The organism is Acinetobacter sp. Marseille-Q1618, from assembly GCF_902809855.1.
Lineage (GTDB): Bacteria > Pseudomonadota > Gammaproteobacteria > Pseudomonadales > Moraxellaceae > Acinetobacter.
In genome coordinates this window covers 1,394,228-1,407,956 of sequence record NZ_CADDWJ010000001.1, presented here as the reverse complement: position 1 = coordinate 1,407,956, position 13,729 = coordinate 1,394,228, and the positions used below count along the sequence as shown (strand labels likewise).

General features: G+C 34.6%; 15 protein-coding genes. 8 read left to right on the top strand and 7 right to left on the bottom strand.

Annotation, left to right across the window (positions count from 1 at the left end):
- The first annotated feature begins 103 nt into the window (after positions 1 to 103).
- Entirely contained in the window at positions 104 to 418 is a 315-nt protein-coding gene (locus tag HUS24_RS06660) for an NGG1p interacting factor NIF3 (protein WP_173911274.1), read from the top strand.
- Positions 419 to 460: 42 nt separating this feature from the next.
- Here HUS24_RS06660 and HUS24_RS06655 read toward each other — a convergent pair whose 3' ends face one another.
- Entirely contained in the window at positions 461 to 1,216 is a 756-nt protein-coding gene (locus tag HUS24_RS06655; protein WP_173911273.1) for a nitroreductase family protein, read from the bottom strand.
- A 91-nt stretch (positions 1,217 to 1,307) separates the two neighbouring features.
- On the bottom strand, positions 1,308 to 2,108 hold the full coding sequence (locus tag HUS24_RS06650) for an enoyl-CoA hydratase-related protein (protein ID WP_173911272.1): 801 nt from the start codon (positions 2,106 to 2,108) through the stop codon (positions 1,308 to 1,310).
- A 104-nt stretch (positions 2,109 to 2,212) separates the two neighbouring features.
- Between HUS24_RS06650 and HUS24_RS06645 the strand changes: the two genes are divergently transcribed.
- Positions 2,213 to 2,785: a nicotinate-nicotinamide nucleotide adenylyltransferase gene (locus tag HUS24_RS06645; RefSeq protein WP_173911271.1), complete on the top strand. Its 573-nt coding sequence runs from the start codon at positions 2,213 to 2,215 to the stop codon at positions 2,783 to 2,785.
- A gap of 31 nt (positions 2,786 to 2,816) precedes the next feature.
- Here the strand turns inward: HUS24_RS06645 and HUS24_RS06640 are convergent, their stop codons facing one another.
- Complete coding sequence (locus tag HUS24_RS06640; protein ID WP_173911270.1) at positions 2,817 to 3,719, bottom strand: LysR family transcriptional regulator ArgP; 903 nt, start codon at positions 3,717 to 3,719, stop codon at positions 2,817 to 2,819.
- A 112-nt stretch (positions 3,720 to 3,831) separates the two neighbouring features.
- On the opposite strand from HUS24_RS06640, the gene HUS24_RS06635 reads away from it, so the two are divergent.
- Complete coding sequence (locus HUS24_RS06635) at positions 3,832 to 4,431, top strand: LysE/ArgO family amino acid transporter (protein WP_173911269.1); 600 nt, start codon at positions 3,832 to 3,834, stop codon at positions 4,429 to 4,431.
- A gap of 58 nt (positions 4,432 to 4,489) precedes the next feature.
- Here HUS24_RS06635 and HUS24_RS06630 read toward each other — a convergent pair whose 3' ends face one another.
- Positions 4,490 to 5,287 (bottom strand): enoyl-CoA hydratase-related protein, encoded by a 798-nt coding sequence (locus HUS24_RS06630; protein WP_173911268.1) that lies wholly within the window; start codon positions 5,285 to 5,287, stop codon positions 4,490 to 4,492.
- Between the two features lie 511 nt (positions 5,288 to 5,798).
- Here HUS24_RS06630 and HUS24_RS06625 point away from each other — a divergent pair.
- Both HUS24_RS06625 and HUS24_RS06620 read left to right on the top strand, forming a co-directional pair.
- Positions 5,799 to 7,478, top strand: coding sequence for an AMP-binding protein (locus HUS24_RS06625; RefSeq protein WP_173911267.1), 1,680 nt, complete (start codon positions 5,799 to 5,801; stop codon positions 7,476 to 7,478).
- Between the two features lie 206 nt (positions 7,479 to 7,684).
- Positions 7,685 to 8,362 (top strand): response regulator transcription factor, encoded by a 678-nt coding sequence (locus HUS24_RS06620; RefSeq protein ID WP_173911266.1) that lies wholly within the window; start codon positions 7,685 to 7,687, stop codon positions 8,360 to 8,362.
- Between the two features lie 45 nt (positions 8,363 to 8,407).
- Here the strand turns inward: HUS24_RS06620 and fabR are convergent, their stop codons facing one another.
- Complete coding sequence (gene fabR / locus HUS24_RS06615; protein ID WP_254433810.1) at positions 8,408 to 9,085, bottom strand: HTH-type transcriptional repressor FabR; 678 nt, start codon at positions 9,083 to 9,085, stop codon at positions 8,408 to 8,410.
- Positions 9,086 to 9,243: 158 nt separating this feature from the next.
- Here fabR and HUS24_RS06610 point away from each other — a divergent pair, with 158 nt between their 5' ends.
- Together HUS24_RS06610 and HUS24_RS06605 are read left to right on the top strand one after the other, a co-directional pair.
- Complete coding sequence (locus HUS24_RS06610) at positions 9,244 to 10,311, top strand: ferredoxin reductase (protein WP_173911264.1); 1,068 nt, start codon at positions 9,244 to 9,246, stop codon at positions 10,309 to 10,311.
- A 14-nt stretch (positions 10,312 to 10,325) separates the two neighbouring features.
- On the top strand, positions 10,326 to 11,420 hold the full coding sequence (locus HUS24_RS06605; RefSeq protein ID WP_173911263.1) for an acyl-CoA desaturase: 1,095 nt from the start codon (positions 10,326 to 10,328) through the stop codon (positions 11,418 to 11,420).
- A gap of 131 nt (positions 11,421 to 11,551) precedes the next feature.
- Here HUS24_RS06605 and HUS24_RS06600 read toward each other — a convergent pair whose 3' ends face one another.
- Together HUS24_RS06600 and HUS24_RS06595 are read right to left on the bottom strand one after the other, a co-directional pair.
- Positions 11,552 to 12,148 carry a hypothetical protein gene (locus HUS24_RS06600; protein ID WP_173911262.1) on the bottom strand — a complete coding sequence of 199 codons (597 nt, stop codon included), beginning with the start codon at positions 12,146 to 12,148 and terminating at the stop codon, positions 11,552 to 11,554.
- Positions 12,149 to 12,750: 602 nt separating this feature from the next.
- Positions 12,751 to 12,981, bottom strand: coding sequence for a hypothetical protein (locus HUS24_RS06595; RefSeq protein WP_173911261.1), 231 nt, complete (start codon positions 12,979 to 12,981; stop codon positions 12,751 to 12,753).
- Between the two features lie 19 nt (positions 12,982 to 13,000).
- Here HUS24_RS06595 and HUS24_RS06590 point away from each other — a divergent pair, with 19 nt between their 5' ends.
- A complete protein-coding gene (locus HUS24_RS06590; RefSeq protein ID WP_173911260.1) occupies positions 13,001 to 13,690 on the top strand; it encodes a hypothetical protein in 690 nt (229 codons plus the stop codon).
- The last annotated feature ends 39 nt before the right edge of the window (positions 13,691 to 13,729 follow it).

Below are 13,729 nucleotides of genomic sequence, written 5' to 3'. Positions count from 1 at the left end.
CACTAAGTCGTGTTATTAATTTTCAGACTATTTAAAATAGCCTAAGTATTAAATCCTGTATAAGATCATTAATCATAAAATTTATTTTTCGGTGAGAAATGTCATGCTCAAACTGATTTATTACGTTCCAGAATCACATTTAGAAACTACAAAAAACGCAATATTTGCAGCAGGCGCAGGCGGTATCGGAAATTATGAACATTGTGCTTGGCAGGTTTTGGGTACAGGTCAATTTAAACCCGTGAAAGGTGCAAATCCATTCATCGGTGAATTGGATAATTTGGAACAAATACTCGAATGGCGTGTGGAAACCATTGTCCATAAGGAAAAAGCGGTTCAGGTCGCACAGGCTTTAAAAGCAAGCCATCCTTATGAAGAGCCTGCTTTTGAGTTTATTCAGATTTTTGAGATTGATTAAAAAGTACTCTCTCCCTCAAAGGGAGAAAGTACTGAATTGGTTTTAAACTTTTTGAATAAATAAATCACGATCAAAGCGATACTGCGGTAAAAACACGCCATCTTTGGCACGTTCACCAGCACCAATCACCATAATTGGATATTGTTGATCATTTAAATTCAAAATCTTACGAACCATTGGTTCATCAAAACCTTCCATCATACAACTATCAAAACCATAAGCACGTAAAGCTAACACGAGATTTTCACATGCCAATGCTGTAGTTTTACTTGCCCATAATTGTGCATCTGCTGGCGTGAATGCAGTAACAGGCAATTGTTTATTCAGTGTACGGGCAACTTTGAAAGCAACTTTCTTAAAATTACCTAGGGCATTGAAGTAGCCTGTTTTATAGTTATAAGGAATGTATTTATAATATTTTTGCACAATGGATGGTACTTCTGGCAAAGGAAATTCACTGATATTGCGTTTCGACATTTCATCCACACGATCAGTACGTGCAACACACACGATCAGCTCAGCCGCTGTTTTTGCAGCCAATTGACTTAAACAGGCTTTTACCAGTTGCTTTTTCTGTGGTGCAGATTGAACGACATAAAATGTCCACGGTTGTAGGTTGGAAGAGTTTGGGGCAAGTAAAGCTAAGTCTAAACATTCATCTAAAATTTCAGCAGGAATTTGTGTTTCGGTAAATTTACGCACAGAACGACGACTTTGAATAACCTTTTTAAAGTTATCGACATCGATATCCTGTGGTGCAGGCTCATAATAACGTTTCTTTGTAGTTTCTTGTGACATCACAACCAGCCTCAAAATAAAATTTAAGAAAATATAAAATAAAAAACCACCGAATAGTGATTACTCAGTGGCTGACCTAAATAGAGATTAATTAATGAAATTGAGAAAAGTCAGGTTTGCGTTTTTGCATAAATGCAGCAACAGCTTCAGCCATTTCAGGTGATTTTACGCGCGACATAAATACTTCAGCTTCATGGTCTACACATTCAATAATTTGTTCTAAATTATGCTTCATTAATGCTTTACTTTGTTTAAGTGATGCCAGTGGTAATGTTGCCAAATGGCGAGCTTGAGCTTCAGCATGTGCATAACTATCTTCCACAATTTCATTAATTAAGCCTGTAGAAAGTGCTTTTTCTGCATTAAATTTTTGTGCAGTGAAGATCAACTCCGCTGCTTTATGATAACCCGCTTGCTGTACTAAAAGCTGTGTCGCAGCGCCTTCAGGAGATAAACCTAAGCTAACAAATGGCATTTGGAACAGCGCAGTATTGTCACTATAGACAAGGTCAGCATGCAATAAAATGGTAACACCAATACCAATGGCAACACCACGCACAGCAACAATCAGCGGTTTAGAAAAACGTGCTGCAGATTTGAGCAAAACAAAAGGAGGGTTCATGCCTGCTTTACGATCTAAAGGTTTCTGAGCACTTTCTAAAAAGTCCTGCATGTCGTTGCCTGCAGTAAAATCACCAGCTTCACCACGTAAAATTACATTACGTACAGCATCTTCTTTGTCTGCTTCATCTAATGCCTGAGCAATCCACAAATACAGCTCACCATATAATGCATTTTTTGCTTCAGGACGATTAATCGCTAAAGTTAGAATCCCATTGTCTAAATTTGCATTTAAATGTGGATGAGGCTGTTGAATACAACTGAGGGTCATCGTACTATCCTTGCTTTAAAATTAATTGGATTTTTATAACGCCATTATGTCGCATATTTTAGATGTAGACGCAACTGGTCAGTTCATAAAAAGTTGGAACTAAGATGCAATATCGTTTTGATTATCTCGTTTATATTGGTCGTTTTCAGCCTTTTCACTTGGCGCATATGCAAACGATAAACATTGCGTTACAACACAGTCAGCATATCATCTTAGCATTAGGCTCTGCCCAAAATGAACGTAATATCAAAAATCCATTTAGTGCAGCAGAACGTGAGCAAATGATTCTTGCTAACTTTTCAGAAGAAAAACAAAAACGTATTCATTTTGTGCATGTGATTGATGTTTATAATGATGTGAAATGGGTAAAATTGGTCAAATCTTTGGTGGCTGAAGTGGTTACAGCACAAGATAAAGTGGGGCTAATTGGACATTTTAAAGATGAATCTTCGTATTATTTACAACTTTTTCCTGAATGGGAAATGTTGGAATTAGAAAGTTTAAATGGCTCAATTTCTGCAACTCCATTACGAGAAGCTTATTTTCGTGGAGAGATCAAAAAGGCTGAATTTCCTTTAGCAACGATTGATTTCTTAGAAAAATTCCAACAAACAGACTATTATCGAAAACTCCAAGATAAATTTAAAAATCAGGACACATCAAATATTGAGCTTTAAATCTTAAGTTTGACAAGATTATTTAATAATATCATGGGCTTGTATTCAGTGCATGTTGTGTGTGTTTAATCAGATGCTGGGTTAAATCTTCAAGTTGTGGCGACTGTTGCTTCCAATGATGCCAGTACAGTGCTATTGCAGTTTCTGCAAATGGCATGATTTCAACTAATTCACCATTCTTTATACGATTTTCGATTTGAAATTCAGGCAACATGCCATAACCAAAGCCCAATAAAATCGAATCCATAAATGCTGTAGAAGAGGGGACACTGTGATATGGAAACATCCCCTCAGTTAATCCAAAGTGTTGCGTTAAAATCGTATGATGCAGTTGATCTTTTTCATTAAAAATTACAGCAGGCACATGCTTTAAAATTTCACGTGAAATACCTTCTTTAAAATATTGTTGATAAAATGCCTGACTTGCAACCATGCGATATGTCATTTTTCCCAATGTCTGAGCAACACAAGCTTTCATGGCATTCTTTTCTGTAGAAATACATGCATTCACTAAACCAGCTTCAAGCAAGTGATGGGTTTGTGTTTGATCGTCAATTTTTAATTCCAATAAAATATGTTGTTGTAGCACTGATTTTTGTAAAGTCGGCAATAACCACGTTGCCAATGAATCGGCATTGGTGGCAATTTTTAATTTATAAAATAGCGATGTTGTTGCTCTGCCTTGAAAATTTTGTAATAAGTTTTGCTCCATGAAGTGGGTATGTTGTAGGTGTTGTAAAAGTTCTTTTCCGATTTGCGTCACACGACAAGGACGTTCTCTTAAAATCAGTACTTGTCCCAATTGTTTTTCTAAAGTTTGTACTCGAAGCGTCACGGCAGAGGCAGTAATATTTAACCTTTCTGCGGCTAATTCAAAACTCCCTGTTTCAGCGACAGCTAAGAAAGCTTCACTTTGTTTACTGTGTAGTGCCATACCAATGATAGACTTAAACTAAGAAAAACTAAGTTTAACTAATATTTTTTAAGAATAATTTATTTTAATTTATAAATTTAGATAATAGCTTTTTCGATATTGAAGATGAAAAATGCAGGCATTTATTTCTGGATTTGCTATCGGGATGAGCTTAATTGTAGCGATTGGCGCACAAAACGCCTTTGTCCTGAAACAAGGCTTAAAAAAGCAATTTGTATTTTGGGTCTGTTTGCTTTGTGCTACATCTGATGCAATTTTAATTTTATTGGGTGTAACTGGTTTTGCGCATGTTATTCAAAACTATCCACAAATCTTGAATATTGCCAAATACTTTGGTGCAACCTTTTTATTGGTATATGGTGCACAACATTTTTATACGGCTTTGACCCAGTCACAAACATTGTTCGCAGGTGAAGCAAAACAACAAAATATATGGAAAATATTGAGCATATGTTTAGCATTAACGTGGCTAAATCCACATGTGTATTTAGATACTGTTATCTTACTGGGTTCAATTTCTACCCAATATGCAGCTGCAAAAATGTATTTCGCTTTTGGTGCAATGACAGCGTCATTTGTATTTTTCTTTAGTTTGGGTTTTGGTGCACGTTTATTGCAACCTATTTTCCAGCAAGCAAAAGCATGGAAAATTTTGGACGTTATTATTGCGTTGATTATGTGGAGTATTGCTTTTAAATTACTTTTCGATTGATTTTTGAAAATATTAAAAGACTCGACTGCATTATCATTAGAAAATGCAGTTTTTAGTTTTAGCCTTTAAAAATTGGTTCACGCCGCTCAGCAAAAGCGATGACACCTTCAAAAAAGGCTGGCGTTTGAATCAGTTGGCATTGTAAATCTTTTTCGAAGTTAAGCTGTTCAAGTAAGTTATTTTCATTTGCATAAGCATAAGTTTTGCGCACATGTTGTGCGATTTTAGGCGGTAATTTCGCTAATTTTTTGGCGATATTAAGAGCTTCATCTAGGAGCTCAAGCTTGGGTACAGATTTCCAAATTAATCCCCATTGTTCTGCTTGTTGAGCACTGACTTTTTCACCTAATAATGTAATCGCTTTACTACGGGCTGTGCCAATCAAATGGGGCAAAAACCATGAGGTTCCCATATCAGGAACGAGACCTAATTTGGGTGCAAAAGTTAAAATAAAATATGCTTCATCTGCGGCAATGGTAATATCACCTGCCAAAGCAATCCCCACACCTGCACCTGCTGCAATGCCATTCATAGCGACCACGACAGGGATTGGAAAGTTTTCAAGCTGTTCAATCCAAGCATTAAAATGATGTTGCATATGGTAGTTTAAATATTCAGCAGGTGTTTGATTTTTATTTTGAAATGATGAAGGGTTTATCTCAGCACCTGAACAAAAAGCTTTACCTTGCGCCGTAATAATAAATGCATGAATTTCGGCATTTTGTCGAATCTGCTCAAAAGCATCTAAAACCTCTTGTGCCATTTCCACGGTCAAACTATTCATCAAAAGTGGGCGATTAAAAGTTAATATTGCGATTTGTTCATGGTATTCCAGCTTAATATTTTGATAATTCATGATGATATCCTTATTTTGCTGCGTGCAGTAAAACCGTTAGAACTATGAGTAATTTGGCGATCCTTGTATTGCCTGTATTGTATTGATCTTTATTTACAATTTATCGGTGCTTTAATTATTGTTATAAGTGATTAAATATTAAACAACATTGGCGTGAAATGACAGTTCATCGGTAGAATTAACATGAAATGCAAATCGTATTTTAGAACAAGAAAATACGGAGATATTTATAAAGAGAATTGTGAGTTACTGTGCATGTTTTTATAAATTATAGTGTTTTATTTTGCTTTATGTGTCAGATTTTAAAATTAAAAATCCAGCTTATTTATAAAAAATACTATATTTCTAAGAGGCGTGATAGTATAAATAATAATCATGAAAGGGTATTTTTATAATCAAATGCTTAGGATAAGCGGATGATACCCAGATGCTTTGAAGAATCATTTTCTTCAATTTATTGCTTTTTATAAATGATTTGAAGCAGATAAAAACAACATGGAGAGAAAAATAAATGGAAAAGTTGGCAACCCAAATAGATTATTTATTTCATTGGGAGAAACATCAATCAAATAAAACCTATCTCGTTCAGCCATTAAATGATGGTTCAACAGTGGAATACACATGGCAGCAAGTTGCCCATCAAGTTCGCTTGATGGCGAGTTATTTACAGTCTTTAAATCTTGCGCCACATAGCAGTATTGCGATTTATGGCAAAAATAGTGCGCATTGGATTATTGCAGACTTGGCTATTTGGCTGGCTGGGCATGTTTCTGTTCCCCTGTATTCAACCTTGAATGCTGAAGGGGCAACTTATGTTTTAGAACATAGTGAAGCAAAGCTTTTATTTATAGGAAAATTGGATGGTAAAGCGGACAGTTGGAATAGTGTCAAAAATATCATTCCTGAAAATATGCCATGTATTCGTTTACCTTTAACGCCTGATTATTCTGCGCCAACATGGGATGAGATTGTTACCAAGACACAAATTTCTGAAACTTTAGTTCCACCACAAGCTAATGATTTAGCTACGATTATTTATACTTCAGGAAGTACAGGCTTACCGAAAGGTGTGATGCAAAGTTTTGCAACCTTAACTCGACCAACGCATTCATTGTCAAACACGTTTGGGGTTACCTCCAATGAGCGGACATTGTCTTATTTGCCGCTTGCGCATGTCGCTGAACGTATGTTCATTGAGTCCTGTTCACTCGCTGCAGGTTTTACTGTTTATTTTGCCAATAATTTAGATACATTTGTAGATGATTTAAATCGAGCCAAACCTACGATTTTCTTCTCTGTGCCACGTTTATGGACAAAGTTTTATTTGGGAATTAATGAGAAAATTCCACTGTCTACCCAGAATATTTTATTTAAATTGCCTGTGATCGGTAAGCTTGTAAAGAAGAAATTATTAGCCAAACTTGGTATGAATCATATTCGTTTTGCTTTAACGGGTTCAGCACCGCTACCGATTGATATTATCAAATGGTATCGAAACTTAGGGCTTGAACTACTTGAAGTTTATGGTATGACGGAAAATTGCGGTTATTCTCATGTAACACGTACAGGACAATACGCAGAAGGTTATGTTGGGCATGAACAAATAGGGGTGAGTTGTAAAATTGCTGAAAATGGTGAAATTTTAGTTAAAAGCCCAGGAACAATGCTTGGATATTTTAAAAATCCTGAGAAAACAGCGGAAGATTTAACAGCTGATGGATTTTTACGTACAGGGGATATGGGCGAGATTGATGCGACAGGGCGTTTGAAAATTACCGGAAGAGTGAAGGATATTTTTAAAACTTCAAAAGGTAAATATGTCATGCCTGTTCCAATTGAGCAAAAACTTGGCAATCACGAATATATAGAATCTGTATGTGTTGGTGGTGCGAGTTTGCCACAACCTGTTGCATTCGTGATGTTAGCCGAAGATATGCGTCAACATTTGGCTGAAGGAAAACAGCAAAAAGCACCGATTGAAGAAACTTTGGCAAATCTTCTCACTGAAACGAATCAACAATTAGAACCACATGAAAAGTTGGCTTTTATTGTAGTGATCAAAAATCTATGGACGATGGAAAATGATTTGTTAACACCGACTATGAAAATCAAGCGCAATAAAATTGAAGCTTTATATGAAAATTCACTCGAAAGCTGGGCGAATAGAAATCAAAAAGTCGTTTGGCAATAAAACAGCTTTGCTTAAATCTGAATTGGAAATAATCGCAAAATATTATTTCCAATTTTTATCATGAGGATTATTTCATCTAATTAACACAATAATTGTGTATTCTTTTCCTTAAAAAAACAGTCAAAAATTAAGCAAAAATACCCAATCTCAGGGATGTTTATTTAAAAATGATCTGCATAAAATAAATAAAAACCTTGGGTATAAATATGTTTAATCTTAGCTGCCCTTTAGCTAAACCTGTGTTGGTTTTAGAGGATGATCCGAATGTGCAAATAAGAATTGAAAAATTATTATATGCCTTTGGTTATCTAAAGAAAGATATTTTATTTGCGCAAAGTGTGATTACTGCAAAGCAATATTCTCAACAACATAATGTGCAATTGGCACTGGTTGATTTAGGTCTACCAGATGGAAATGGCATTGAATTTATAAATTATTTACGTTTAGAACAACACAAAACCAATATTCCTGTAATGGTGATTTCGGCATGGAACACTACTGAAATGATTTATCAGGCATTGAGCGCAGGGGCAACAGGGTATGTTTTAAAAGAACGAGACGATTTGGAGATCATGTTCGCATTGCGCAGTATTTTAACAGGTGGAGCAATTATTGACCCGAGCATTGCTAAAGAGATTTTAAACAAGTTTGTGGGTGTAGAAACACATCCAAACCCATTAAAAAATAAAACGGCATTGTCCAATCGAGAAACTGAGATTTTAAAATTAATTGCTTCGGGTTTAAGTAGCAAAGAGATCAGTCTACAATTGGCGATTGCTAAATATACAGTGGATGTACATATCAAAAATATTTATCAGAAATTAGAAGTAAATTCACGAACCAAAGCCATTAATGTGGCACAAAACTGTGGCTTATTAAAATAATTCAACAAGCCATACTTAGATTTAAATAATATACAAAACAAAATATTAAGGAATAGCAGTATCGTTCATATGTCTTGCACCTTCAAGAATCATACGAATCATGATCATGGTTTGTTCAGCCACTTCTTTACGTTCATTGGTCGGAAGGTCGATCACTTTTGCACCCATATTAAAGACCAATTGGGTAATGGCTTTTGCCACTAACTCAGGGTGAATCAGTCTGTGGCGATTTAATTTTTCAAGGCGGATTAAATCTTCTTGTAATTCTTGCTGAAAAAATGCCAGTTGCTTGTCTACAGCACGTTTATATTGAATTGAACCTGTATAACCTTCACGTAATAAAAGACTTAAATTACCTTCATCCGCATCTAATTGTTCAATAAAAACCTCAACAGAACTGCGGATAATGCTGCCTTTTTTGACCGCTTTTAAACGTGCTTCATGCAAAATTTGACGTAACACTAAACCTGAGCGATCAATCAACTCAATAGCAAGTTCATCGATGTCTTTAAAATGTCGATAAAAACTATTTGGCGCAATACCTGCTTCTCGTGCAACTTCCCTAAGACTCAAAGCTGAAATACTTTTTTGTGGACCAATTAAGTTTAAAGCTGCTTGGAATAACTCTTCTTTGGTAATGGTGGCTTTTCTACCTACTGAGCGCACAGTGACTTTGTCAAGATTATTTTCAGTATCTTGCTTAGAAGTAGTTTGATCAGTCATTGCGGCGCTTGAGTTCATAAATATCAAAGAAATAAAAATACATTTCTATTATACCGATGCAGCTACAGAAGTGAAATGAATAGATACAATACATATGTATATACAAATATATATACATGTGTATAATAATTAAAAACCACATGAATGGTGAGCGAAAAATGCACGCTATTGAAAAGCAAAAATCTCCTGTGCAATTACTTGCTGAGTCAGTGCTTGATGCACATGCAGCAAATTTCTGGCTACAAAAAATCAACCCATTGTGGTCAGTAAGTCAGCCACTTGGAAAAATCATTGAAATTCAGTTTGCTGCGACTGATACAGTGAGTTTAAAAATTAAAGTTAATCGTCATTTTCAAATGGGGAAAGCAGGGCAACATCATCCTGTTATTGTCGAAATTGCTGGTCGCCGTTATGAACGTACTTATAGTTTGACGCAACTTGATCAACATCATGTTTTATTAACTGTAAAACGAATTGCACAAGGTGTGGTGAGTCAGTGGTTATGTAATACAGCAAAAGTTGGTGATGTACTACAGTTTGGCGAGCCTTATGGTGATATGACGGTTACACCTGAGCAGTCAGCACTCATTTTGCTTGCAGCAGGTAGTGGTATTACGCCGATGTATAGTTTGATCAAAGCACTTGAATATTCAAATCAAGTCGCTACTCAAGCGATCACTTTAATGTATTGGGTAAAGCAGCATGCAGATGCAGCATTTGCAAATTATTTTGAAAGTTTAGCGCAAAAACATGCCAATTTTAAAGTGCATATTTTTCATACTCAAGAAGCACCATGCGATGCTCGACTCAATCAACAGCATCTTGCTCTCATTCAAGATTTAGCAAACAGTACAGTTTATGCTTGTGGGCCTTCAGGTTTTGTAAATACTGCTGAACAACTCTTTACATCGGCTAAAAACTTTAAAAGTGAAGCATTTAGTTTAACGCCAATCATTTCTGATGAAAGTGGTTTTATTAATGTGACTTTGACCAAGAGCAATAAAACCATTGCAATTCCAAAAGGGCAATCGATTTTGGTGGGCTTAGAACAACAAAATATTCAACCGCAACATGGTTGCCGTATGGGCATTTGCAATAAATGTTCATGTAATAAAGTTCAAGGTGCAACCAAAAACCTAGTCAATGGTTTAGAAAATACCGAACCAGGGAATTCATTACGAATCTGTGTGAATTCAGCGCAAACCGATTTAATTATTGATATTTAAGCGAGTATAAAAACATGAATATGCCAGTGAAAATTGAATACTTTAAAAATGCTAAAAATCGTGAGTTAACGCAGTCTGAGTTAGATGAACTTGCACGTGAGCTTGATGCGATTAAACAAGAAGTTCTGGATGATTTGGGTGAAAAAGATGCCAAATACATCAAAAAAGTTTATGCCGCTATCCGTTATAGCAGCATATTAGGGCGAGCATGTTTATTTGCAGGTTGGTTTCCTCCTGCATGGTTGTTAGGTACAGGGTTGTTGAGCTTTGCAAAAATTATGGAAAATATGGAGCTTGGTCATAACGTGATGCATGGTCAGTATGATTGGATGAATGACCCTAAATTTAATGGCTCAAGTTATGAATGGGATATCGTCGGAACATCTGATAACTGGCGACAAACCCATAACTATAAACACCACACATATACCAATATCAAAGGTATGGATGATGATATTGGTTATGGTTTGTTGCGTCTTTTCCCTGAGCAGCGTTGGAAGCCAGGTTATTTATTTCAGCCTTTATACAGTGTTCCATTTTGTTTGTTGTTCCAATGGGGTGTAGCAATTCAAAATCTTGAAATTGGTAGGTTGATTTATAAACGCAAAACTTGGGCACAGTTTAAAGAAGAATGGAAACCAACACAGAAAAAAATTGGTAAACAGTTTTTTAAAGACTATTTTTTCTTTCCATTGATCGCTGGGCCTGCTGCTTTACCTGTATTTACTGGGAATTTAGTGGCAAATGGTATCCGCAATGTTTGGACATTTAGCATCATTTTTTGTGGACATTTCACCAAAGATGTTGAGGTTTTTCCAAAAACTGTACTCCAAAATGAAAGTCGCGGACATTGGTATATGCGCCAGATTCGTGGTTCTTCGAATTTAACAGGTTCAGAAGCATTTCATATTTTGACAGGGCATTTAAGTCATCAGATTGAACATCATTTATATCCAGAAATTCCTGCACGTCGCTATCGTAAAATGGCACCAAAAGTACAGGCAGTATGTGAAAAATATGGTTTAAATTATAACAATGCCAGTTTATTTAAACAGTATGGTCAAGTGCTTGGACGTATTGTAAAATATGCTTTTCCATTTAAAAAATAATTTTAAATATAATTAAGCCACTTTAGAGTGGCTTTTTTATTATAACTTTTTAGCTTTTAAGTAATACACTTTAAGTAAACATGTAATAAAAGCTTTGTATTGCCTATTTTGTATGAATTATAGGAAATTTATTACATGTTTAATTTGTATAGACTACTTTCTATTTTAAAATCATTTTCATACTTTAAACTGTGCTGTAAAAAATTTTGATGATCAAGTAGAGATTGTAAATCATGTGTATACAGAGGTTCAATTTCTTTTAATAAACATGCTATAGCTTGGTTTAATTCTTTAGTAAACCAAAGATCAGGTACACTATTTAAATCCTGATTAAAACGTAAACGTTGTCCTTTTGAAAAATTCAAGAAGAATGTAATTGATTTTAAAACATGTTCTAAACATATTTTTTGTGCTTGTTTAAGCTGATTACGCTGTGTGATTAATATGTATGAAGCTGTAATTTTAGTATCTATATCTTGAAAAATTTGATGTAATTCATTGAGTTGTCTTCTATGTCTTAAACCTAGCTCAGATTGGAAATATTGTTTGAGTTCAAACATTTTTTTCAATAAAGAGTCTTGTGGATTAAACGCAAATTTTGTAGATTGTTTTGCTGCAGGTATTCTTTTCTTTTGTACTCGAGGTGTTGGGAGAGGTTGTGGTTTTTCTTCTATCGGCTGCTGGGTGTATTCTAATGTGTTTTCAATAGATTCTATGGATGCTTGCACAGTTTTAAATGATAATTTTATTTTTAGAATAATTAAATGGCATAATAAAATAGGTAAATAATAAAAGATTGTATAAATAATTATAGCAATGTAGCCAATAAATAAAAATTTAAATACATTAAAGTAGTCTAAATAGGTAAATAAAATAATAGGTAAGATAGGAATGATAAAAAGTTTTAATCTAAATAAAAAACTATTTTTAAGTTTTTTATATTTTATTGAATTTAATGTTCCAATGCTTTTTTTATCATGTGATTTAAAGGATTTGTAAGTATAATATAAGCCTAAATATCCAAATATAGATATAAAAAAGATCCAGTAAAAATTAAAATTAATAAGCCTAAAAATCCAAATAAAAATGCCTCGCGATAAATTTTAGACAGGTATTTTTTAAGGCGTATATTTCGATCATGGGTATAGAGGGTTGGCATTTGTTAACTATTTTTATTGTAAGTCAGATGTATTTGTAGAGAGTATAGCATTGATCTCTATTCAAAAATATCTTATTCATTGTTTGCATAAAATATTAATTTTTAAATAATTTAATCAATAAATCTATATCTCATTTGAGGAATAGATTTTAGTAAAGAATGGCTACAAGATTATTGATATTGCTGAAGTGAAAGGGGAATATCAATGAAAGCTAAATTACTCATATTAATGACCAGTGCCTTGTTGGTTGCATGCGGAGGAAGTGATGATTCAGACTCCTCAAACTCAAACTCAAACTCAAACTCAAACTCAAACTCAAACTCAAACTCAAACTCAAACTCAAACTCAAACTCAAACTCAAACTCAAACTCAAATGTTTTAGAGTCGAAAGCATTGGTCAATACTGTTAGTGGAATTGTAATGCGTGAAGCTCTCTTAGATGGTATGGTCGATACCTTAGTCAATGGAATGGATGAAACGTTAGAGTCAGCTAAATGTACATCTGGGGCATATCAAGTTACTAAAACAACGATTACCTTTAACAATTGTGCAGGTATTTTTGCTTCTGATGAGGGCGGTACCGTTTCTGGTAGTGTTGATATTAGTAAAGGGTATGATTTTAAAAATTTTACCATCAAATTTCCTGATGGTCGCCAACACGTTGTAAGCGGATTGTTAGAATTTAATGATTCTGATGAATCCATTTTCACCAACCAGCTTTTGATTGCAGCAAAAGAGTTAAATGCAAACAAAAAACTCATAGATGTTAATTATACGTTGTCTAATTACAAACTGATTTTGAAAAAGCAAGATGCAAATAATGCTAAAATTCAACTCAATGGAAAATTAGAGTCGAAAGGTGGGGAACATGGTGATTTTAAAGTTGCCTTTAGTAATGATAATACACCGTTCTACTTAAAGATAAATTCAGAGGAAGAAGTTGTTGGATCATTTTATGCTGGTACTATGACGATTTATGATCTTAACAAAACTACAAATGTGGTAACGATTACTGCGATTAATGCGGATAAAGCACAACATAAAGCTGTTGTAAATGGCAAAGTCTTATTTGATGAAGTGAAAACTTGGACTCAAATTTTAGATGAATAATGGATAATATTTTTTCAATTTTAACGACAAAAATGCTGT